This window comes from Pseudomonas sp. Leaf15, from assembly GCF_001421425.1.
In the GTDB taxonomy this organism is placed as follows: Bacteria; Pseudomonadota; Gammaproteobacteria; order Pseudomonadales; family Pseudomonadaceae; genus Aquipseudomonas; species Aquipseudomonas salomonii.
The window spans coordinates 266,172-284,922 of the sequence record NZ_LMKI01000012.1; the positions used below are offsets into that span (position 1 = coordinate 266,172).

At 59.4% G+C, this 18,751-nt stretch carries 24 protein-coding genes; 11 read left to right on the plus strand and 13 right to left on the minus strand.

Annotation, left to right across the window (positions count from 1 at the left end):
* Positions 1-87: 87 nt before the first annotated feature.
* The 5 genes from ASE80_RS11540 to ASE80_RS11560 are packed head-to-tail and all read right to left on the minus strand — an operon-like array spanning position 88 to position 3,122.
* Entirely contained in the window at positions 88-393 is a 306-nt protein-coding gene (locus tag ASE80_RS11540; protein ID WP_056859017.1) for an STAS domain-containing protein, read from the minus strand.
* A complete protein-coding gene (locus tag ASE80_RS11545; protein WP_056859018.1) occupies positions 390-1,037 on the minus strand; it encodes an MlaC/ttg2D family ABC transporter substrate-binding protein in 648 nt (215 codons plus the stop codon). The genes ASE80_RS11540 and ASE80_RS11545 overlap by 4 nt, the downstream gene beginning before the upstream one ends.
* An 11-nt stretch (positions 1,038-1,048) precedes the next feature.
* Entirely contained in the window at positions 1,049-1,516 is a 468-nt protein-coding gene (gene mlaD, locus ASE80_RS11550) for an outer membrane lipid asymmetry maintenance protein MlaD (protein WP_005784855.1), read from the minus strand.
* The gene (gene mlaE, locus ASE80_RS11555; RefSeq protein ID WP_056859019.1) at positions 1,516-2,313 is read right to left on the minus strand and encodes a lipid asymmetry maintenance ABC transporter permease subunit MlaE; all 798 of its coding nucleotides are present in this window, start codon (positions 2,311-2,313) and stop codon (positions 1,516-1,518) included. Before mlaE ends, mlaD begins: the two co-directional genes overlap by 1 nt.
* Complete coding sequence (locus tag ASE80_RS11560; RefSeq protein WP_005784851.1) at positions 2,313-3,122, minus strand: ATP-binding cassette domain-containing protein; 810 nt, start codon at positions 3,120-3,122, stop codon at positions 2,313-2,315. Before ASE80_RS11560 ends, mlaE begins: the two co-directional genes overlap by 1 nt.
* A 287-nt stretch (positions 3,123-3,409) precedes the next feature.
* Between ASE80_RS11560 and ASE80_RS11565 the strand changes: the two genes are divergently transcribed.
* The 10 genes from ASE80_RS11565 (at position 3,410) to ASE80_RS11610 (ending at position 10,456) form a co-directional block, all read left to right on the plus strand.
* A complete protein-coding gene (locus ASE80_RS11565) occupies positions 3,410-4,384 on the plus strand; it encodes a KpsF/GutQ family sugar-phosphate isomerase (protein WP_056859020.1) in 975 nt (324 codons plus the stop codon).
* A complete protein-coding gene (locus ASE80_RS11570; protein WP_056859021.1) occupies positions 4,385-4,909 on the plus strand; it encodes a KdsC family phosphatase in 525 nt (174 codons plus the stop codon). It abuts the gene before it with no gap.
* 8 nt (positions 4,910-4,917) lie between these two features.
* Positions 4,918-5,490 (plus strand): LPS export ABC transporter periplasmic protein LptC, encoded by a 573-nt coding sequence (gene lptC / locus ASE80_RS11575; RefSeq protein ID WP_056859022.1) that lies wholly within the window; start codon positions 4,918-4,920, stop codon positions 5,488-5,490.
* Entirely contained in the window at positions 5,477-6,049 is a 573-nt protein-coding gene (gene lptA, locus ASE80_RS11580) for a lipopolysaccharide transport periplasmic protein LptA (RefSeq protein WP_056859023.1), read from the plus strand. The genes lptC and lptA overlap by 14 nt, the downstream gene beginning before the upstream one ends.
* Complete coding sequence (gene lptB, locus ASE80_RS11585) at positions 6,049-6,774, plus strand: LPS export ABC transporter ATP-binding protein (protein WP_016974288.1); 726 nt, start codon at positions 6,049-6,051, stop codon at positions 6,772-6,774. Before lptA ends, lptB begins: the two co-directional genes overlap by 1 nt.
* Before the next feature lie 184 nt (positions 6,775-6,958).
* Entirely contained in the window at positions 6,959-8,452 is a 1,494-nt protein-coding gene (locus ASE80_RS11590; protein ID WP_017138236.1) for an RNA polymerase factor sigma-54, read from the plus strand.
* A 75-nt stretch (positions 8,453-8,527) separates the two neighbouring features.
* Positions 8,528-8,833, plus strand: coding sequence for a ribosome hibernation-promoting factor, HPF/YfiA family (gene hpf / locus ASE80_RS11595; RefSeq protein WP_056859024.1), 306 nt, complete (start codon positions 8,528-8,530; stop codon positions 8,831-8,833).
* Between the two features lie 9 nt (positions 8,834-8,842).
* A complete protein-coding gene (gene ptsN / locus ASE80_RS11600) occupies positions 8,843-9,307 on the plus strand; it encodes a PTS IIA-like nitrogen regulatory protein PtsN (protein WP_056859025.1) in 465 nt (154 codons plus the stop codon).
* A gap of 2 nt (positions 9,308-9,309) precedes the next feature.
* Positions 9,310-10,167 carry an RNase adapter RapZ gene (gene rapZ / locus ASE80_RS11605; RefSeq protein WP_056859026.1) on the plus strand — a complete coding sequence of 286 codons (858 nt, stop codon included), beginning with the start codon at positions 9,310-9,312 and terminating at the stop codon, positions 10,165-10,167.
* A 16-nt stretch (positions 10,168-10,183) separates the two neighbouring features.
* The gene (locus ASE80_RS11610) at positions 10,184-10,456 is read left to right on the plus strand and encodes an HPr family phosphocarrier protein (protein ID WP_017138240.1); all 273 of its coding nucleotides are present in this window, start codon (positions 10,184-10,186) and stop codon (positions 10,454-10,456) included.
* Positions 10,457-10,493: 37 nt separating this feature from the next.
* Here the strand turns inward: ASE80_RS11610 and ASE80_RS11615 are convergent, their stop codons facing one another.
* The 6 genes from ASE80_RS11615 to pmbA all read right to left on the minus strand — a co-directional run bounded on the left by ASE80_RS11615 (position 10,494) and on the right by pmbA (position 15,734).
* Entirely contained in the window at positions 10,494-11,387 is an 894-nt protein-coding gene (locus ASE80_RS11615) for a ZIP family metal transporter (RefSeq protein WP_056859027.1), read from the minus strand.
* 32 nt (positions 11,388-11,419) lie between these two features.
* Positions 11,420-12,031: a superoxide dismutase gene (locus tag ASE80_RS11620; RefSeq protein ID WP_056859028.1), complete on the minus strand. Its 612-nt coding sequence runs from the start codon at positions 12,029-12,031 to the stop codon at positions 11,420-11,422.
* Position 12,032: 1 nt separating this feature from the next.
* Positions 12,033-12,461, minus strand: a complete 429-nt coding sequence (locus tag ASE80_RS11625; RefSeq protein WP_056859029.1) for a hypothetical protein — start codon at positions 12,459-12,461, stop codon at positions 12,033-12,035.
* 27 nt (positions 12,462-12,488) lie between these two features.
* Complete coding sequence (locus ASE80_RS11630) at positions 12,489-13,865, minus strand: class II fumarate hydratase (protein WP_056859030.1); 1,377 nt, start codon at positions 13,863-13,865, stop codon at positions 12,489-12,491.
* A complete protein-coding gene (locus ASE80_RS11635; RefSeq protein WP_056859031.1) occupies positions 13,858-14,253 on the minus strand; it encodes a hypothetical protein in 396 nt (131 codons plus the stop codon). The genes ASE80_RS11630 and ASE80_RS11635 overlap by 8 nt, the downstream gene beginning before the upstream one ends.
* A 134-nt stretch (positions 14,254-14,387) precedes the next feature.
* Entirely contained in the window at positions 14,388-15,734 is a 1,347-nt protein-coding gene (gene pmbA / locus ASE80_RS11640) for a metalloprotease PmbA (protein ID WP_056859032.1), read from the minus strand.
* A gap of 108 nt (positions 15,735-15,842) precedes the next feature.
* On the opposite strand from pmbA, the gene yjgA reads away from it, so the two are divergent.
* Entirely contained in the window at positions 15,843-16,364 is a 522-nt protein-coding gene (gene yjgA / locus ASE80_RS11645) for a ribosome biogenesis factor YjgA (RefSeq protein WP_017138246.1), read from the plus strand.
* Positions 16,365-16,409: 45 nt separating this feature from the next.
* Here yjgA and tldD read toward each other — a convergent pair whose 3' ends face one another.
* Together tldD and ASE80_RS11655 are read right to left on the minus strand one after the other, a co-directional pair.
* On the minus strand, positions 16,410-17,852 hold the full coding sequence (tldD, locus tag ASE80_RS11650; RefSeq protein WP_056859033.1) for a metalloprotease TldD: 1,443 nt from the start codon (positions 17,850-17,852) through the stop codon (positions 16,410-16,412).
* 16 nt (positions 17,853-17,868) lie between these two features.
* Positions 17,869-18,717 carry a carbon-nitrogen hydrolase family protein gene (locus ASE80_RS11655; RefSeq protein WP_056859034.1) on the minus strand — a complete coding sequence of 283 codons (849 nt, stop codon included), beginning with the start codon at positions 18,715-18,717 and terminating at the stop codon, positions 17,869-17,871.
* Positions 18,718-18,751: the final 34 nt, after the last annotated feature.

An 18,751-nucleotide genomic window follows, 5' to 3' on the forward strand; every position in this document is an offset into this window, starting at 1 on the left:
CACGGGTCGCACATCATACAAAAAAGCCCCGCGCCTGCGAACCCCGCATAGCAGGACTCTGACGGGGGGCTTCTTTAATAATGTGTATTAAGGATGCGCCAACAGCTCGGTAATACCGGAAACCTCAGCGATTTCACGCATGTCTTCGGGCATTGAGCGGATACTGACCGGTTTCTTGGCCGCTTGCGCATCACGCATAAAGCACAGCAACAACGACAAGCCGACACTGCTGGACTTGGTCACCGCCGAGCAATCAAGCACCAGCGCAGGCGCATTACTGCTGTTGATCAGCGCCTGGCCCTGCTTGCGCAGGTCAGGCCCGGTGCGGTAATCCAGCACGCCACTGAGGAACAACTCGCCGGCGTCACCAAGACGAACAGCCGACTCGGTCATTGCGCAGGCTTCCCGGCTTGTTTGTCGGTTTCTTCCTTGGCCTTGGCGACTTCACCGGCCCAACCATTGATGGTTTTGTCCAGGTTATTGCCATTACGCTGCATCGCATCAGCGAACTGATCGCGGAACAGCTTGCCGATGTTGATGCCGTTGATGATCACGTTGCGCAGTTTCCACTCGCCGTTGACCTTCTCCAGCGTGTACTGAACCGGGTAAACCGCGCCGTTGTTGCCTTTAACGGTCATGTTGACGCTGGTGCGGTCGCCCGACTCATCCCCGGCTGGAGCGACGGTAATACCTTGGTTGTTGTACTCAAGCAGGGCATTGCCATAGAACTGGAACAGGCCCTTCTTGAAGTTTTCCTGGAAGGTCTGCATCTGCGCAGGCGTGGCCTTGCGCGAATACTTGACCGTCATGATGCTGCGGGAAATGCCCTCGGCATCGACCACAGGACCCACAATGGTGTTGAGCGCTTCGTAGAACCTGGTGGGGTCTTGCTTGTACTGCTCTTTGTTGGCAGTCAGGTCAGCCAGCATCTTGTTGGTCGTGTCCTGCACCAGATCGTGCGCAGAACCCGCCGCGTTGGCCATCAACGGCAGCGCTGCCAGCAGCACCAGCAGGCCACGTCGCAAGGTAGAGATCATGAACAGGTTCCTCATTTGGCGTCTTTATTGACCGTATTGAGCAGGAATTTACCGATCAAGTCTTCAAGCACCAACGACGACTGTGTGTCGTGGATTGTCGAACCATCCTTGAGCAGGGCTGTTTCCCCACCCACGCTGACGCCGATGTACTTCTCGCCCAGCAGCCCAGCAGTGAGGATAGATGCAGTGGAGTCAGTCGGCAGATTATCTACCTTCTTGTCGACTTGCATGGTCACCCGGCCAGTGAAGCTGTCGCGATCCAGATCGATTGCCGTGACCTTGCCGATGGTTACACCGGCCATGGTCACTTTAGCTCTGACCGTCAAACCGGCGATATTGTCGAAGTACGCGTAAAGTTTATAAGTATCGGCGGTGGGGCTGGCCGAAAGGCCGCTGACTCGCAGGGCGAGCAACAGTAAAGCCAGGATGCCAGCCAGCAAGAAAAGGCCGACACCGATTTCCACAGTGCGGTTTTGCATCAGAAATCTCCAAACATCAAGGCGGTCAAAATGAAGTCAAGGCCCAGTACCGCCAGCGAGGCGTACACAACGGTCTTGGTGGTGGCGCGACTGATCCCTTCTGAAGTGGGCTCACAGTCATAGCCTTGGAATACGGCGATCCAGGTCACTACAAAGGCGAAAACGATGCTTTTGATGATGCCATTGAGCACGTCGCCGCTGAAGGTCACGCTGTTTTGCATGTTGCCCCAGTACGAGCCGTCATAAACGCCCAACCAGTCAACCGCCACCCACGAACCGCCCCAGATGCCCACCACGCTGAAAATCATCGCCAGCAGCGGCAGAGATATGAAGCCGGCCCACAGGCGCGGGGCAACAATATATTTGAGCGGGTCCACGCCGATCATTTCCAGGCTGGACAACTGCTCGGTGGACTTCATGTTGCCGATCTCGGCGGTCAATGCAGAACCCGCTCGCCCGGCGAACAGCAACGCGGTGACCACCGGCCCCAGCTCACGCAGCAGCGTCAGGGCAACCATCTGCCCGACTGCCTGCTCCGAACCGTAGCTGGAGAGGATATTGAACCCCTGCAACGCCAGCACCATGCCGATGAATATCCCGGACACCACGATGATGACCAGGGACATCACTCCCACCGAATGCAGCTGCTTGATCAGCAGGCCGAAACCGCCGCCAATGCCGCCACGCCCGAGCAGCGCGTGAAACAGGAAAATCGTCGAACGCCCCAGAACCTCGATCAAGTCGATGCCGGAGCGGCCGAAAAGGCGAACCTTCTCGATTAAAGATGTCTTGCGCATCAGCGCTTCCCCAGAAGATCTGAGCGGTAGTCCGCTGCCGGAAAATGAAAAGGCACCGGGCCATCGGGATCGCCGGTCATGAATTGGCGAATGCGCGGGTTGTCAGCGTTCATCAGCTCTTCAGGCGTACCCTGCCCCAGCACCTGGCCATCGCCGACCACATAAAGGTAGTCAGCAATGCTCGCGGTTTCGGCCAGGTCGTGGGAGACCACGATGCTGGTGATCCCCAACGCATCATTGAGCAGGCGGATCAGGCGCACCAGCACGCCCATGGCGATCGGGTCCTGGCCTACGAACGGCTCGTCATACATGAGAATCTGCGGATCGAGGGCAATCGCTCGCGCCAGCGCAACTCGGCGCTTCATGCCACCGGACAACTCGTCGGGCATCAGGTCGATAGCACCGCGCAGGCCCACGGCCTGCAATTTGAGCAGCACAATGTCACGAATCATTTCATCGGACAGCTGGGTATGCACCCGCAGCGGAAACGCTACGTTTTCGAAAACGTCGAGGTCGGTAAACAGGGCACCGCTCTGGAACAGCACGCCCATATGCTTGCGCGCATCGAACAGATCGCTGCGCGACAGGGTCGGCAGGTTCTGGCCGTTGACCCACACTTCGCCGGCGCTGGGCCGCAATTGCATGCCCATCAGGCGCAACAGAGTGGTCTTGCCGCAACCGGAAGGCCCCATGATGCCCGTGACTTTGCCGCGGGGAATGCGAATATCGACGTTATTGAAGATGCTGCGCGAACCGCGCTTGAAGGTAAGGCCCTTCAGCTCGACCGCGTAGGCGTTATCGGCACTCATCTAATCTCCTTGGGATGCAGCCTTTCACTCAGACACCATGCTTGCGACTTTCGTTTGCAACCGATGCACAAAAGTTAGCGGCATGGCTTGGGCCGACCGAACTGGCGGCGAACTATATCACTGCTGGTACAGAGCCCCCAAGGCCGGAACAGCGCTTGTTCAGATTCGGGACAGGGAAAACACCTGACTTAGCATCAATAGCAGGCACCTGCTGAATAACTAGCGTGAGGGATTTGATCATTACCGCTATAATCGCCGACTTTTCGTCAGGCTATACGATTTCAGACATGAGCCAATCCAGCGACCTTATTCAATCCGCACAACGCACCATCCGCCTCGAGCTTGAAGCCGTAGAAGGTTTACTGGCCCATATCGACGCAGATTTCGTACGCGCCTGCGAGATGATTCTGGCCAGCAAGGGCCGCGTGGTGGTGGTCGGCATGGGCAAATCCGGCCACGTCGGCAACAAGATCGCCGCCACCCTGGCCAGCACTGGGACCACGGCGTTTTTCGTGCACCCGGCCGAAGCCAGCCACGGCGACATGGGCATGATCACCAAGGATGACATCATCCTGGCGCTGTCGAACTCCGGCACCACCAACGAAATCGTGACCTTGCTGCCCTTGATCAAGCGCCTGGGCATCAAGATGATCAGCCTCACCGGCAACCCGGAATCCACGCTGGCCAAGGCTGCCGAAGTCAATTTGAACGTGCATGTGGCCCACGAAGCCTGCCCGCTCAACCTGGCACCGACCTCCTCCACCACCGCGGCCCTGGTGATGGGCGACGCCCTGGCCGTGGCGTTGCTCGAAGCCCGTGGTTTTACCGCTGAAGACTTCGCGTTTTCGCACCCGGGCGGCGCCCTGGGTCGTCGCCTGCTGCTCAAAGTGGAAAACGTCATGCACTCGGGCGATGAACTGCCCCACGTACAACGCGGCACCCTGCTCAAAGACGCACTGATGGAAATGACCCGCAAGGGCCTGGGCATGACCGTGATCCTGGAAGCCGACGGGCGCCTGGCCGGGGTCTTCACCGACGGCGACCTGCGCCGCACCCTGGACCGCACCATCGATATCCACACCGCGACTATCGATGCGGTGATGACGCCCCACGGCAAGACCGCCCGCCCCGAGATGCTTGCAGCCGAAGCGCTGAAGATCATGGAAGACCATAAGATTGGCGCGCTGGTGGTGGTCAATGGTGACGACCGCCCGATCGGCGCCCTGAACATGCACGACTTGCTGCGTGCAGGAGTGATGTAAATGACCAGCGACCTGCTGCAACGCGGCAAAAACATCAAACTGGCGATTTTCGACGTGGACGGCGTGCTGACCGATGGCCGCCTGTACTTCCTCGAAGATGGCAGCGAATTCAAGACCTTTAATACCCTCGACGGCCAGGGCATCAAAATGTTGATGGCCGCCGGTGTGCAAACGGCGATTATCAGTGGTCGAAAGACACCGGTTGTGGAACGCCGCGCACAAAACCTGGGGATTCCTCACCTGTATCAAGGCCGTGAGGATAAACTGGTGGTTCTGGACGAGCTTCTTGGCCAACTCAACCTAAGCTATGAGCAGGTTGCGTACCTGGGTGATGATCTGCCTGACCTGCCGGTCATTCGCCGAGTGGGCCTGGGCATGGCCGTCGCCAATGCGGCGGCATTTGTGCGTGAACACGCCCATGGCATTACTGTCGCACGTGGCGGTGAAGGCGCAGCCCGCGAGTTCTGCGAATTGATCCTGCGTGCCCAGGGCAGTCTTGAAGCGGCCCACGCCGCCTACTTATAGAGCGTTTTATGCTGAGCAAAAAGATTCGCAACTTCCTGTTATTCGGGGTCATCGCCGCGCTGTTCCTGGCGGTGGGCTACTGGAATATCAGCCCGGAGCGCTTTCTCGACAAGCCTGTAGCGCAGGTTGACGAGGGGCTGATCGACAATTTCGCCACCAATGCCTATACGGTGCAGTTCATGCCTGACGGCAAGGTCCAATACGAGATGACCTCCGATAAGGTAGAGCACGTCAAAGCCTCCGACGTCAGCCTGCTGACCAACCCGGACCTGAACCTGTTCCGCGGCACCGACTTTCCGTGGCACGTCACCAGCAAACGTGGCGAGGTCAATGCGGACGGCACCCAGGTTGAATTGATCGACTCGGTACGCGTCGCGCGCACCGACGAACAGAAGCGTGACACCATCATCACCAGCAGTCGCATGACCGTTTTCCCACAACAGCAATATGCGCAGACCGAGCAAGACGTTAGAATTGACGGCGCTGGCGGTGTATCGACTGGCAAGGGAATGAAAGCGTATTTGAAAGAAAGCAGGATACACCTGCTATCGAACGTAAGAGGACAGTATGAGGCTCGTTAAAACCCTCCCTATTTTGCTCGGTCTGGGCGCAGCACTGGGAAGCGTGAGCGCCTGGGCTCTGCCGAACGATAGCCAGCAGCCGATCCACATTCAGGCTGACGACGCGCAGCTGGATGACAAGCAAGGTGTTGCGACCTACACGGGTAGCGTGATCATCACCCAGGGCTCGATGAAGATTACCGGCAACACGGTAACGCTGACTCGTACCCCGGCTGGCGATATCGACGTGGTGACTTCGGTGGGCAACCTGGCTTACTTCGAACAGAAGCAGTCGGCTGCCGACACCGGACCGATGAAGGGCTACGGCAAAACCATTCAGTATCACGCCCAGCAAAACCGCATTATCCTGATTGACCAGGCACGGGTTGTCAGCACTGACGGCAACACCACCGACGGTGAAAAAATCACCTACGACACCGTCAAACAGATCGCTACCGCCGGTCGAGCCAATGGCACAAAAATCGGCACGCCGAAGCCGCGCATCGACATGGTTATCCAGCCGAAGCAGAAAGACGCTGCCGCCCCTGCGCCTAAACCCGCTGCGAAGAAGACGAACTGATGGCAACCCTGAAAGCCCAGCATCTGGCCAAAGCTTATAAAAGCCGTCAGGTCGTACGCGACGTCAGCCTGTCGATCGACAGCGGCCAGATCGTCGGCTTGCTCGGCCCTAACGGCGCCGGCAAGACCACCTGCTTCTATATGATTGTTGGCCTGGTCCAGGCGGATCAGGGCCGTGTATTGATTGACGATCTGGACGTAAGCCACCAGCCGATGCACGGTCGTGCACGCGCGGGTATCGGCTATCTTCCCCAGGAGGCGTCGATCTTCCGCAAACTGTCGGTGTCCGACAACATCATGGCGATCCTCGAGACCCGCAAGGAGCTCGACCGTGACGGCCGTCGCAAAGAGCTGGAAAGCCTGCTGCAGGAGTTCCACATCAACCACATCCGCGACAACCTCGGCATGAGCTTGTCCGGTGGTGAGCGTCGCCGTGTGGAAATCGCCCGTGCACTGGCTACCGCGCCGAAGTTCATCCTGCTGGACGAACCTTTTGCCGGTGTCGACCCGATCTCGGTTGGCGATATCAAGCAGATCATCCATCACCTCAAGGCCAAGGGCATCGGTGTATTGATCACCGACCACAACGTGCGTGAGACGCTCGATATCTGCGAAACCGCCTATATCGTCAACGATGGGCAACTGATTGCAGAAGGTGATTCCGCCACTATCCTGGCCAATGAACTGGTGAAGGAAGTGTACCTGGGTCACGAGTTCCGCCTGTAAACACGGTGGTATCAGGCCATTGCCAGGGGCGCGTGCAAGTCAATAAGAACCTCAGTTTTTTTATTGTTACCGCGCTCTAGGCAAAGCCCCTGATATCAGGCATATAATTTGCTTATGTTTGGCGCTCACGCGCCCTGTCGTGGATGGCGCATTGCGCCGGCGAATAAGGTGTTAAGCCCCTGCCATGAAACCATCGCTAGTCCTGAGAATGGGCCAGCAGCTGACGATGACACCGCAGCTGCAACAGGCCATCCGCCTGCTCCAATTGTCGACCCTGGACCTGCAACAGGAAATCCAGGAGGCCCTGGAGTCCAATCCGATGCTCGAACGCCAGGAAGAAGGCGACGACTTCGATAATGCAGACCCGCTGGCCGACAACATCGAGCAAAAACCCAACCCCGACGTGCAGGAACCGTCCTATCAGGAAACCGCCCCTACGGTGGATAACCTGGAAGAAGGCGAATGGAACGAACGTATTCCCAACGAGCTTCCCGTCGATACCGCCTGGGAAGACGTCTACCAGACCAGCGCCAGCAGCCTGCCCAGCAATGACGACGACGAGTGGGACTTCACCACCCGCACGTCCGCCGGCGAGAGCCTGCAAAGCCATTTGCTGTGGCAACTGAACCTGGCGCCGATGTCCGACACCGATCGCCTGATCGCCGTAACCCTGATCGACTGCATCAACAATCAGGGCTACCTGGACGAAACGCTCGACGAGATTCTGGAAGCCTTCGACCCGGAACTGGACATCGAGCTGGACGAAATCGAAGCCGTCCTGCATCGCATCCAACAGTTCGAGCCTGCCGGCATCGGCGCTCGCACCTTGAGCGAATGCCTGTTGCTGCAACTGCGCCAACTACCGGCCAAGACCCCGTGGCTCGCCGAGGCCCAGCGCCTGGTCACCGACTACATCGACCTGCTGGGCAGCCGTGACTACAGCCAGTTGATGCGCCGCATGAAGCTCAAGGAAGACGACCTGCGCCAGGTCATCGAGCTGGTGCAGAGCCTCAACCCGCGCCCCGGCTCACAGATCGAGTCCAGCGAAGCCGAATATGTCGTGCCTGACGTGATTGTGCGCAAAGACAACGAACGCTGGCTGGTAGAGCTGAACCAGGAGTCGGTGCCACGCCTGCGGGTCAACCCGCAGTACGCAGGCTTTGTACGCCGCGCCGACACCAGCGCCGACAACACCTTCATGCGCAACCAATTGCAGGAAGCGCGCTGGTTCATCAAGAGCCTGCAAAGTCGCAACGAAACCCTGATGAAAGTGGCCACCCAGATCGTCGAGCACCAGCGCGGCTTCCTGGAATATGGCGACGAGGCGATGAAGCCGCTGGTGCTGCATGACATTGCCGAGGCTGTGGGCATGCATGAATCGACGATTTCCCGCGTGACCACACAGAAGTTCATGCATACCCCACGGGGTATTTATGAGCTGAAATACTTTTTCTCCAGCCACGTCAGCACCTCCGAAGGCGGTGAATGCTCGTCCACGGCGATCCGCGCGATCATCAAAAAACTGGTTGCGGCGGAAAATCAGAAAAAGCCATTGAGTGACAGTAAGATCGCTGGTTTACTGGAGGCACAAGGCATTCAGGTCGCCCGTCGAACCGTCGCCAAGTACCGCGAGTCCCTCGGGATCGCGCCTTCCAGCGAGCGTAAGCGTTTGATGTGACGGGCGGGCCATAGCGTTCCAGTGGCAGGCGCTTTTGCCTGTCGCTTTATGCACTGGCAACGAAGGAGAAGCTGTATGCAAGTCAACATCAGTGGACAACATGTGGAAGTCACCCCACCACTTCGCGACTACGTCGTGCAGAAGCTGAAGAAGCTTGAGGGCCATTTTGACAAGATCACCAACGCGGAGGTCATCATGAAGGTCGACAAGCTTCAGCAGAAAATTGAAGCGACCCTCCAGATTCCAGGTGGTGAAGTGCAGGCCAAGGCCGAGCATGAAGACATGTATGCATCGATCGACTTGCTCACCGACAAGCTTGACCGCCAACTCTTAAAGCATAAGGAAAAGAATCTGCACCTGATGCAAGGTACAGGTCGTTAACTCTCCCCCATGATCCAACTTGAAACCATCCTGACCCCCGGCCGTTCCCTCGTGAACGCGCCGGGCGGCAGTAAGAAAAAAGCCCTCGAACACATCGCCAACCTGATCAGCCGTGAAGTGCCTGAGCTGGATGAGCAAGTCGTGTTCAAGGCCCTGATTGACCGTGAAAAACTGGGCTCCACCGGTTTTGGCAACGGCATCGCCATTCCTCACTGCCGCCTTGAAGGCTGCACGTCTCCCGTCAGTGCGCTATTGCACCTGCAGGAGAAAATCGATTTCGACGCCATCGACGGCGCCCCGGTTGACCTGCTGTTCGTTCTGCTGGTCCCGCAAGCCGCCACCGATGCGCACCTGGAACTGCTTCGGCAGATAGCCAGCATGCTCGACCGCAAGGAAGTACGCGACAAACTGCGCAGCGCCAGCAGCAACGAGGCGCTATATCAGGTTGTACTCGATGAGCAAAGCGGGCAGTAACCATGCGTTTGATCATCGTGAGCGGCCGTTCCGGCTCGGGTAAAAGCACCGCCCTCAACGTCCTTGAGGACAACGGTTTCTATTGCATCGACAACCTGCCGGCGGGCCTGCTGCCGGAGTTGGCCGAACGCGCCCTGATCCACACTGAACTGGCGCAGCCACTGGTGGCCGTCTCGATTGACGCCCGCAACCTGCCCAGCCACCTTGAGCGCTTCCCGCAACTGCTCGAGGAAGTACGCGCCAAGCATATTCATTGCGATGTGCTGTACCTGGATGCCGACGAGGAGACGCTGCTCAAGCGTTTCTCCGAAACCCGCCGACGTCACCCCCTCAGCAGCCCGCATCGCTCCCTGGCCGAAGCCATCGAGGACGAAACCTCGCTGTTAGGGCCGATCATTGACCTCGCTGATCTCAAGATCAACACCACGGACCTCAACCTGTATCAGTTGCGCGATGCTATCAAGCTGCGCCTGCTGAACCAGCCGGAGCCAGGCACGGCCTTCCTGGTTGAGTCGTTCGGGTTCAAGCGCGGTATGCCGGTGGATGCCGACCTGGTGTTCGACGTGCGCTGCCTGCCCAACCCTTACTGGAAGCCGGAGCTGCGCGACCAGTCCGGTTTGGACCAGCCGGTGGCCGAGTACCTGGCGGCGCAACCGGATGTCGAGGAGATGTTCCAGGATATCTCCAGCTACCTGCTCAAATGGTTACCGCGCTTTGCCGCAAGTAATCGGGCTTATGTCACCATTGCCATCGGCTGCACCGGCGGCCACCATCGCTCCGTCTACCTGACCGAACGCCTGGGCCAGGTGCTGCAACAAACCCTCAAGAACGTCCAGGTTCGCCACCGCGACCTTAGCTGAAAGGAACACCCCCGCGATGCCCGCTCTGGAAATTGAAATCATCAACAAGCTGGGCTTGCATGCCCGCGCCTCGGCTAAATTCGTCGGCGTTGCCGGGCAGTTCCCTTGCCAGATCCGCGCCGGTCGCACGCCGGAGTCCATGGTCGACGGTAAAAGCATCATGGCCATGATGATGCTGGCTGCGGGCAAGGGCACTAAAATTCACTTGAAGACGGAAGGCGAACAAGAGCAGGAAGCGATGGACGCCCTGGTTAAGTTGATCAATAACTACTTTGACGAGGGTGAGTAAACCCACCCTTTGAGAGCGGTGTGAGGCTGCAATGGCCTCACCCTAGCGCGGTATCCATCACCATCATCAAACAAAACCCGATGCACAACCCCAGGCTGGCAAGCTTTTCGTGACCGTTGCGGCGCGATTCCGGGATCACTTCGTGAGTCACCACCAGCAACATAGCCCCCGCCGCCAGCGCAAGCCCCAATGGCAACAGAACCTCAGCCAGACTTACCAGCCATGCACACAGCACGGCAAATACTGGCTCGACCAATCCTGACGCAGCGCCGATCAAGAACGCTTTTACCCGCGACATGCCCGCCCCTGCCAGCACCAGCGCGATCACCAACCCTTCCGGCACATCCTGCAGGGCAATGCCCATGGCCAGGCTGTCGGCATCCGGCATTCCGCCACCGGCAGAAACCCCCACCGCCATGCCTTCCGGAATGTTATGGGCAATGATGGCGAACACAAACAGCCAGATACGCGGCGGAATCACCGGTTTATCCGGCGTACCCACCAGCATTTCAGGGCTCGCGCCGGAGACCTTGCGGTCCACCAGATACAACCCGAACGCGCCGAGCATGATGCCGAAGCTGATCAACCCACTGGCGCCCCAAGGTGAGAGCCCGAGGCCTTCGGCGGCTGCAATACCGGGAACGATCAGCGAAAACGCAGTCGCCGCCAGCATTACCCCGGCACCAAAGCCCAGCAAGGTATCGCTCAGCGCCACCGGCATGCGGCGTATTACCAAAACGGGCACCGCGCCCAGCGCAGTGCCGAGCGCGCAGATCGCCCCGCCCTGCAAGGCGCGCAGAATACGCGGCTCAAGGTTCAGCCAGGACAGCCCGTGGGCCACCAGCAATGCAGTCCCTGCCAACAGCAACAGCGAGCCAAACGCATAACGAAACATTCGCCCGCTGCTGATCGCCAGTGTTTCAGTGCCCATAGTCGGCCTTAGATCTTGTTATAGAGTGAAAATCAGGCCAAAGCGGCCTTGTAGCGTGCGGCGACTTCCGGCCAGTTGATGACACTGTAGAAGGCGTTGATGTATTCCGGGCGACGGTTCTGATACAGCAGGTAATAGGCGTGCTCCCACACGTCCAGGCCCAGGATTGGCGTGTTGCCGCTCATTAACGGGCTGTCCTGGTTGCCACTGCTTTCCACCACCAGCGTCTTCTGTGGGGTGACGCTCAGCCAGGCCCAGCCGCTGCCGAAGCGGGTCAAGGCGGCCTTGGTGAAGGCCTCTTTGAAACTGTCGAAGCCACCCAGTTGCTCATCGATGGCTTTGCCCAGTGCACCTTCGGGTTTGCCGCCGCCCTTTGGCGACATCACCGCCCAGAACAACGAGTGGTTCGCATGACCACCGCCTTGGTTGATCACGGCAGCACGCAGTTTTTCCGGCAGTTGCTGCACGCTGGACACCAACTTCTCTACCGGCCAGCCCGCAAACTCCGTGCCTTCGACCGCAGCGTTCAGGTTGTTGATGTAGGTCTGGTGATGCTTGGTGTAGTGGATCTCCATGGTTTGCGCATCGATATGCGGTTCCAGGGCATCGTAGGCGTAAGGCAGGGCAGGCAAGGTGTAGGTCATATCAATGTGCTCCGTAGTGTGGAGTGATCGGTTGCGCCGCAGCACCACCCAGCAGGCGATGGGTACGCGGGTATTCGCCGTGATCGCTGATGAAATTCAACAGTTCGACATAGGTCTTGCTGCTCTGGCGCAGCGCCGCCTCGCGCAGTTGCGGGCTCAGACGCGGGTCCTGCATGGTCTGCAACAGCCGCTGGTGAATGGCGCAGAGGTATTCCGCACTTTCCTCCGGCTGGTTGAGGCGTAGATGCAGGTCTGCCAGGTTGTGATGGGAAATAACGCAGGCCGCCACTGCTTCGTCGGCATCCGCCCAACGCGCGAACAACACTTGAGCCAGGGCCAGGGCTTGCAGATAGGCTTCGCGAGCGTCGACCAGCTCGCCCGCCATAAAACAGCGATTGGCCCGTTCGATCGTGCGTTTCCAGTGCTCCATGGTGAGCCTCCAAAGCAGGGTCGGTGATTACACGCCGCCGGCCGTGAGCTTTTCCGGGTCCAGCAGGATCTCCAGCTGGCTACGTGGCAAGTCGGTGTGCTCGATGGCGACATCGATCACCGGGCGGCCTTGCTGATAGGCCTTCTTGGCGATTTCAGCGGCCTTTTGGTAACCAATGATCGGGTTAAGTGCGGTGACCAGGATCGGGTTGCGCGACAGCGCTTCCTTAAGCTTGGCTTCGTTGACCTTGAAGCTGGCAATGGCCTTGTCGGCCAGCAGGCGGCTGGAATTGGCCAGCAGTTCGAGGCTGCTGAGCAGATTCTGGGCGATGATCGGCAGCATCACGTTCAACTCGAAGTTGCCGGACTGCCCCGCCACAGTGATCACCGTGTCATTGCCGATCACCTGCGCCGCAACCATGGCGGTGGCTTCCGGAATCACCGGGTTGACCTTGCCCGGCATGATCGAGGAGCCTGGCTGCAAGGCTTCCAGTTCGATCTCACCCAAGCCTGCGAGCGGGCCGGAGTTCATCCAGCGCAGGTCGTTAGCGATTTTCATCAGCGACACCGCGGTGGCTTTCAACTGGCCGGAAACGGCGACGGCAGTGTCCTGGGAGCCGATCAGCGCAAACAGGTTTTTGCCTGGGGTGAATTTCACCCCGGTCAGGCTGCTCAGTTGCTGACTGAAACGTGCTGCAAATTCCGGGTGTGCATTGATCCCGGTACCGACCGCTGTGCCACCCTGTGCCAAGGCCTGCAAGCTCGGCAGCAAATCCTGCAAGTGGCCGATATTGGCCTTGAGCTGTTGCGCCCAACCATTAAGCACCTGGCTCATGCGCACCGGCATGGCGTCCATCAGGTGCGTGCGGCCGGTCTTGATGAACGGGTGAACTTCTTCGGCCTTTTGCTCGATGACCTGTACCAAATGCAGCAAGGCCGGCAGCGTTTGCTCATGCAGCACCAAGGCGGCGCTGACGTGGATAGTGGTCGGGATAATGTCGTTACTGCTCTGGCCACAGTTCACGTGGTCATTGGGGTTGACCGGCTCGCCCAGCAAGCGGCTGGCCAGGGTCGCAATCACCTCGTTGGCGTTCATGTTGGAACTGGTGCCGGAGCCGGTCTGGAAGATATCCACCGGGAAGTGCGGCATGAAGTTGCCTTCGAGCAGGCCCTGGGCCGCGTCAACGATGGCCTTGCCCTGCCCTTCGCTGATTTGCTTGAGGTCGACGTTGACCTTGGCGGCGGCGGCCTTGGCCAGGATCAGGGCGCGAATGAATTGCGCCGGCATGCGTTGATGGCTGATCGGAAAATTGTTCACCGCGCGCTGGGTTTGCGCGCCATACAGGGCCTCGGCGGGTACTTGCAGCTCGCCCATGCTGTCGCGTTCGATACGGGTGTTACTCATCGTTTGATCCTTGCACCAGGTCGGAGTGAGAAATAGACGGCAGCAATTCGCAGGCCGCCAATTGCCAGGCAAAGGTCTGCCAGCGCTTGAGGCGGCAGGCACAGTGGGACAGTTTTTCCAGGTCGCGCAGTGGGCGCCAGGCCTGGTCCAGGCACATGGATCGCCAGTGCCAGGGCAAGGCGATGTCGCTGGCGGTGTCGATCAAAAGACGGAATGACGTTTCGGCGATCGTCCACGGATGGGTCGCGGTACAGCACGCCAGGTATCGCCCCTCGTTGAGGTAATGTTCGATCAGGCGCGGCTCATTGGGATCGAGACCGCAGCGAATCTGACGACTCATCCAACGCCAACTTTCCAGGTACGGATCCTCATGCAGGACAGAACTCATGATCCACGCTCATTCGGTAATGATATTTATTATTAAATGATATTGAGAATCAAAACAAGCGTGGCAAATCGCAGCCATAAAAAAAGGCACGCCATCTCGAGGATGGCGTGCCTTTTTTTTAAAGCATCGCGCGGTTAACTGCCGGCGACGGTCATACGCTCAATTAGCACCGAACCGGTGCGAATGTTACTGCGCAGCTCCAGGTCATTCCCCACTGCGACGATCTGCTTGAACATATCGCGCATGTTGCCGGCAATCGTCACTTCCTGGACAGCGAACTGAATCTCGCCATTTTCTACCCAGAAACCCGCCGCGCCGCGCGAGTAATCACCGGTCACCATGTTCAGGCCACTGCCCATCAGCTCGGTGACCAGCAGACCGCGCCCCATACGACGCAACAGCGCTGCCTGGTCTTCGTCGCCATGGGTGACGAACAGGTTGTGCACGCCACCGGCATTCGCCGTGCTTGGCAGGCCCAGCTTGCGACCGGCGTAAGTGCCCAGTACGTAGGACACCAACTCGCCGTTCTCGACGAACGGTTTGGCATAGGTGGCCAGGCCATCACCGTCGAATGCCGAACTGCCCATGGCACGCATCAAGTGCGGGCGCTCATCGAGGGTCAGCCATTCAGGAAACAGCTTCTGGCCAATCGCGCCCTCAAGGAACGAGGATTTTCGGTACAGGTTGCCGCCGGAAATCGCGCCCAGGAAGCTGCCGAACAAACCACCGGCCAGCTCAGCCGAAAACAGCACCGGCACTTCACAGGTTGGTACCGGGCGCGCGCCCAGGCGGCTGGCGGCACGTTGCGCGGCGCGTTGGCCGATGCTGACCGGATCGGCCAGCAATTCGCCCTGACGGCTCACGTCGTACCAGTAATCGCGCTGCATCTGGCCATTGGCTTCGGCGATCATCACGCAGCTCAAGCTATGCCGAGTGGAGGCATAACCACCGATAAAACCATGGCTGTTACCGTAGACACGGCAGCCTTGATGAGTGCTCAACGTGGTGCCATCGGCGTTCTTGATGCGGGCATCGGCATCAAACGCGGCGGCTTCGCAGATCAGCGCCTTTTCGATCGCTTGCTCGGGCGTGATGTCCCAGGCGTGAAACAGATCGAAGTCCTTCAAGTCCTTGGCCATCAGCGCTTTGTCGGCCAGGCCCGAGCTTTCATCTTCGGAGGTGTGCTTGGCAATCGCCAGCGCCGCCGCGACGGTTTCACGAATCGCTTCCGGCCCACTGGCGGAAGTACTGGCCGAGCCTTTGCGCTGCCCGACATACAACGTGATACCAAAACCCTGGTCGCGATTGAATTCGACGGTTTCCACCTCACGCTGGCGCACCGACGTCGACAGCCCCTGCTCCAGCGAAACGGCTACCTCACAGGCACTGGCCCCCTGGCGCTTGGCCTCGGCAAGGATCTGCTCGACTTGTTCCTGCAGTGCCGGTAACGCTTGCGGACCGACGCTTTGGGCTGCACTCATGGTTTTCTCCACTCAAATTCTGCTTTCGGTTAAGGCCATCGAGCGACCGGGCCGGACAAGCGGCCCCCGACTGGTTATCATGGCGGCGTTTCTTTGCGGACTGCCACCATGGTTGATTCTTACGACGACTCCCTCGATGGGGAGAAAAGCAAAACCCAGGTCAAACGCGAGCTGCATGCGCTGGTTGACCTCGGCGAGCGCCTTACAACGCTCAAGAAAGACTTGATTGCCAAATTGCCATTGACCGACGAAATGCGCCGGGCGCTTGCGGATGCTCCCAAGCACACCGCGAATATCGCGCGTAAACGGCACATCATGTTTATCGGCAAGCTGATGCGCGATCAGGACACTGACGCGATTCTGGCGTTGCTTGATCAAACCGATGCCTCCACTCGCCAATACAACGAACGCTTCCATAACCTGGAGCGTTGGCGTGACCGCCTGATTTCGGGCGATGACGCGGTGCTGGAGAAATTCGTGCTGGACTACCCGGACGCGGACCGCCAGCAACTGCGCTCCCTGATCCGTCAGGCCCAGCACGAGCAGGCGCATAACAAGGCACCGGCCACCAGCCGTAAAATCTTCAAGTACATCCGTGAGCTGGATGAGACTCAACGCGGCCTGCGTTGATCCTCTTCCCCGGGTGGCGTTCTTCGCCACCCGAAGCTCCGGCCATTACGACCCCGTGCCACCCACGGTGATCGCATCGATTTTCAAGGTTGGCTGACCGACGCCGACCGGCACCGATTGCCCATCCTTACCGCACGTGCCCACGCCGCTGTCCAGCGACAGGTCGTTACCGACCATCGACACCTTGCTCATCGCTTCCGGCCCATTGCCAATCAACGTCGCCCCTTTGACCGGCGCGGTAATCTTGCCGTCTTCGATCAGGTACGCTTCGCTGGTGGAGAACACGAACTTGCCGCTGGTGATATCCACCTGGCCGCCGCCGAGGTTGGCGCAGTAGATCCCGCGCTTTACCGAGGCGATGATTTCTGCGGGGTCGCTTTCGCCACCGAGCATGTAGGTGTTGGTCATGCGCGGCATCGGCAGGTGCGCGTACGATTCGCGACGGCCGTTGCCGGTGCGTGCCACACCCATGAGGCGAGCATTGAGCTTGTCTTGCATGTAGCCCTTGAGCACGCCGTTTTCAATCAGCGTGGTGCATTCGGTCGGCGTGCCTTCGTCGTCGACACTCAGCGAGCCACGCCGACCAGCCAGGGTGCCGTCATCGACAATGGTGCAGAGCTTGGACGCAACCATTTCACCCATGCGCCCGCTGTAGGCCGAACTGCCTTTGCGGTTGAAGTCACCTTCCAGGCCATGGCCAACGGCTTCGTGCAGCAGCACGCCGGACCAGCCCGAGCCCAACACCACCGGCAAAGTACCGGCCGGCGCTGGAATGGCTTCCAGGTTGACCAGCGCCTGACGCAGCGCTTCACGGGCATAACCCATGGCGCGGTCGTCAGTGAGGAAATAACGGTAGTCGGTACGCCCGCCACCGCCATGGCCACCGCGCTCACGGCGACCGTTCTGTTCAACAATGACACTCACGTTGAAACGCACCAGCGGCCGCACGTCCGCCGCCAGCCCGCCGTCCGTGGACGCCACCAGAATGCGTTCCCACACCCCGGCCATGCTCACGGTCACCTGCTGAATACGCGGGTCGAGTGCACGAGTGGCGGCGTCGATACGCTTGAGCAAATCAACCTTTTCCGCGCGGCTGATCACCTCCAGCGGGTTATCCGGTGCGTACAGCTGGGCCACGTCCTGAGTGCTGAAGGCCTGCACCGTGCCGTTCTGGCCAGCGCGGGAAATCGAGCGCGCCGCACGCGCCGCCAGGCCCAGGGCTTCAAGGGTGATGGCGTTGCTGTAGGCAAAACCGGTCTTTTCACCGGATTGCGCGCGCACGCCTACGCCTTGGTCAAGATTGAAACTGCCTTCCTTGACGATGCCGTCTTCGAGGGCCCACGACTCGGAAATCTGGCCCTGGAAATACAGGTCGGCCGCGTCGATGCCTGGCCCGGCCAGATCACCGAGCACGGTTTGCAAACTTTCGATGGTCACGCCACCGGGTGCCAGGAGGTGTTCACTGACTGAGGACAACAACTCGCTCATAGGTTTGGCCTTAAATTCATCGTTCTGAAGCAGGCCGCTGCGCGCCCTGCGAGAAAAAGCGCCGATGATTGACCACCGGCATGCGCGCCCGTATCGACGCCTGTTCACTGCTATCGCGTTCGGCCAACAACACCGCTTCGCCTTGATCCTGTTGTGTCAGCACACGCCCCCAGGGGTCGACAATGGCTGCGTGGCCAAAAGTTTCCCGTGGCCCCGGGTGCCCACCGCCTTGAGTGGCGGCCAGTAAATAGCACTGGGTTTCGATGGCTCGTGCCCGAATCAGTACATCCCAATGTGCAGCGCCGGTCACCGCCGTAAAGGCCGAAGGCGCGGTAATCAACTCCGCCCCCGCTGCACGCAGTTCGCTGTACAACTCGGGGAACCGCAGGTCGTAGCACACCGTCAGGCCCAAGCGCCCCACCGGCGTGTCCGCCACCACCACATTGCTGCCGAAAGCATAGTCGTCGGATTCACGATAACGCCCCCTGGCATCTGCAACATCGACATCAAACAGGTGCAGTTTGTCGTACCGGGCAACGATTTCGCCCCGATCATCGATCAATAGCGAGCAAGCGTTGGACTTGGCGTGCGGTTGGTCCTGGGGCGGCAACGGCAAAGTGCCGGCCACTATCCATAAGGTGAGGTCGCGGGCGGTCTGTTTCAACCAGGGCAGGATCGGGCCTTCGCCCAAGGCTTCGGCACGACCGATATCGGCCACGTCGCGGCGGCCCATGGCGGCGAAGTTTTCCGGCAGTACCGCAAGCTTCGCTCCGCCCGCAGCCGCTTGCTCCAGCAAGCGCCGGGCCTGTGCCAGGTTGGCCAGCACATCGCTCTGGCTGACCATTTGAATTACCGCAAAGGACATGGGCCGACACTCCGTAATAGGCATGCGGCCATGC

Coding starts and splice junctions, on each gene's coding strand:
- ASE80_RS11540 (WP_056859017.1), bottom strand. CDS start 393: ATGACCGAGTCGGCTGTTCGTCTTGGTGACGCCGGCGAGTTGTTCCTC.
- ASE80_RS11545 (WP_056859018.1), bottom strand. CDS start 1,037: ATGATCTCTACCTTGCGACGTGGCCTGCTGGTGCTGCTGGCAGCGCTG.
- mlaD (WP_005784855.1), bottom strand. CDS start 1,516: ATGCAAAACCGCACTGTGGAAATCGGTGTCGGCCTTTTCTTGCTGGCT.
- mlaE (WP_056859019.1), bottom strand. CDS start 2,313: ATGCGCAAGACATCTTTAATCGAGAAGGTTCGCCTTTTCGGCCGCTCC.
- ASE80_RS11560 (WP_005784851.1), bottom strand. CDS start 3,122: ATGAGTGCCGATAACGCCTACGCGGTCGAGCTGAAGGGCCTTACCTTC.
- ASE80_RS11565 (WP_056859020.1), top strand. CDS start 3,410: ATGAGCCAATCCAGCGACCTTATTCAATCCGCACAACGCACCATCCGC.
- ASE80_RS11570 (WP_056859021.1), top strand. CDS start 4,385: ATGACCAGCGACCTGCTGCAACGCGGCAAAAACATCAAACTGGCGATT.
- lptC (WP_056859022.1), top strand. CDS start 4,918: ATGCTGAGCAAAAAGATTCGCAACTTCCTGTTATTCGGGGTCATCGCC.
- lptA (WP_056859023.1), top strand. CDS start 5,477: ATGAGGCTCGTTAAAACCCTCCCTATTTTGCTCGGTCTGGGCGCAGCA.
- lptB (WP_016974288.1), top strand. CDS start 6,049: ATGGCAACCCTGAAAGCCCAGCATCTGGCCAAAGCTTATAAAAGCCGT.
- ASE80_RS11590 (WP_017138236.1), top strand. CDS start 6,959: ATGAAACCATCGCTAGTCCTGAGAATGGGCCAGCAGCTGACGATGACA.
- hpf (WP_056859024.1), top strand. CDS start 8,528: ATGCAAGTCAACATCAGTGGACAACATGTGGAAGTCACCCCACCACTT.
- ptsN (WP_056859025.1), top strand. CDS start 8,843: ATGATCCAACTTGAAACCATCCTGACCCCCGGCCGTTCCCTCGTGAAC.
- rapZ (WP_056859026.1), top strand. CDS start 9,310: ATGCGTTTGATCATCGTGAGCGGCCGTTCCGGCTCGGGTAAAAGCACC.
- ASE80_RS11610 (WP_017138240.1), top strand. CDS start 10,184: ATGCCCGCTCTGGAAATTGAAATCATCAACAAGCTGGGCTTGCATGCC.
- ASE80_RS11615 (WP_056859027.1), bottom strand. CDS start 11,387: ATGGGCACTGAAACACTGGCGATCAGCAGCGGGCGAATGTTTCGTTAT.
- ASE80_RS11620 (WP_056859028.1), bottom strand. CDS start 12,031: ATGACCTACACCTTGCCTGCCCTGCCTTACGCCTACGATGCCCTGGAA.
- ASE80_RS11625 (WP_056859029.1), bottom strand. CDS start 12,461: ATGGAGCACTGGAAACGCACGATCGAACGGGCCAATCGCTGTTTTATG.
- ASE80_RS11630 (WP_056859030.1), bottom strand. CDS start 13,865: ATGAGTAACACCCGTATCGAACGCGACAGCATGGGCGAGCTGCAAGTA.
- ASE80_RS11635 (WP_056859031.1), bottom strand. CDS start 14,253: ATGAGTTCTGTCCTGCATGAGGATCCGTACCTGGAAAGTTGGCGTTGG.
- pmbA (WP_056859032.1), bottom strand. CDS start 15,734: ATGAGTGCAGCCCAAAGCGTCGGTCCGCAAGCGTTACCGGCACTGCAG.
- yjgA (WP_017138246.1), top strand. CDS start 15,843: ATGGTTGATTCTTACGACGACTCCCTCGATGGGGAGAAAAGCAAAACC.
- tldD (WP_056859033.1), bottom strand. CDS start 17,852: ATGAGCGAGTTGTTGTCCTCAGTCAGTGAACACCTCCTGGCACCCGGT.
- ASE80_RS11655 (WP_056859034.1), bottom strand. CDS start 18,717: ATGTCCTTTGCGGTAATTCAAATGGTCAGCCAGAGCGATGTGCTGGCC.